General features: G+C 77.7%; 1 protein-coding gene. It reads left to right on the top strand.

Going from position 1 to position 1,184, the window contains the following annotated elements; all coding sequences use genetic code 11:
* Positions 1-1,098: molybdopterin-binding protein (locus tag RI554_11630; protein MDR9392663.1), on the top strand; the 1,098-nt coding region annotated here is incomplete at its 5' end.
* Positions 1,099-1,184: the final 86 nt, after the last annotated feature.

Here is a 1,184-nt window from a genome sequence, read left to right as displayed (position 1 = left end):
GTGGGCGACAACCGCGCGCGGATCCGCGAGGCGCTGGAGGTGGGCCTGGCGCGCAGCGACCTGGTGCTGACGACCGGCGGGTTGGGGCCGACCGACGACGACGTGACGCGCGAAGCGATCGCGGACGTGCTGGGCGAAGCGCCGGTCGTGGACGCCGCCCTGGAGGCGGACCTGCGGGCGTTCTTCGCGCGGACCGGTCGGACGATGCCCGAGCGCAACCTGAAGCAGGCGTGGACGACGCCGTCGGTGACGCCGCTCGCGAACCCGCACGGCACCGCGCCCGGGTGGTTGGCGCGGCTCGAGCGGGGCGGGGCGGCGAAGGTCGTCGCGGCGCTGCCCGGCCCCCCGCGGGAGTTGGAGCCGATGCTGCACGAGCAGCTGCTGCCGCGCCTGGCGCTGCCCGCGGCGCGCTTGTGGACGCGGACGTTCAAGACCGGGGGCGTCGGCGAGTCGCACGTCGCCGACCTGCTGGGCGACCTGGCGACGGGCGACAACCCGAGCGTCGCGACGTACGCGCGGGCGGACGGCGTGCACGTCCGCGTCGCGGCGAAGGCGGCGGACGCGGACGCGGCGGCGGCGTTGGGGGCGCCGGTCGCGGCGCGGGTCGAGGCGGCGCTCGGGGCGGCGGTGTGGGGCGCGGACGACGCGACGCTCGCGGGCGTCGTGATCGAAGGCCTGGCGGCGCGCGGCGCGACGCTGGCGGTCGCCGAGCGCGCGAGCGCGGGGGCGTTGGCGACGGCGCTCGCCGACGCCGACCCGGACGGCGTTCGTTTCACCGGGTCCATGGTAGGCTGGAGGGTCACCGCGGAGGACGTCCCCACCGCGCTCCCGGCGAACCGCGACGGCGCCCGCGCCGTCGCCGCCGCGCACGAGGTGCGGGACGCCTTCGGGGCGGACACCGCGATCGCCGTGGGCGACGTGCGACCGGTGGACGGCGAGGGCGGAGGCGTGCAGGTCGACGTCGCCGTCTGCGACGCCGCGGGAGACCACGCGGAGAGCCTCCGCCTCCCGGGGCGCAGCGGGGCCCGACGGCGCGACCGCGTCGTCCTCGGGGCCCTCGACCTCCTCCGACGGCGCCTGCGGTCGTCCGACACCTGAACGAGGACCGCCCGACCGGGCGACGGAGGCGACCACCATGAGCAACGAACCGAGCAAGGCCGACACCGACGGCAAACGCAAGGCGT

Source organism: Trueperaceae bacterium, from assembly GCA_031581195.1.
Taxonomy (GTDB): Bacteria; Deinococcota; Deinococci; order Deinococcales; family Trueperaceae; genus SLSQ01.
The sequence above is the reverse complement of the archived record's forward strand: the minus strand, read 5'-3'. Positions and strand labels throughout refer to the sequence as shown.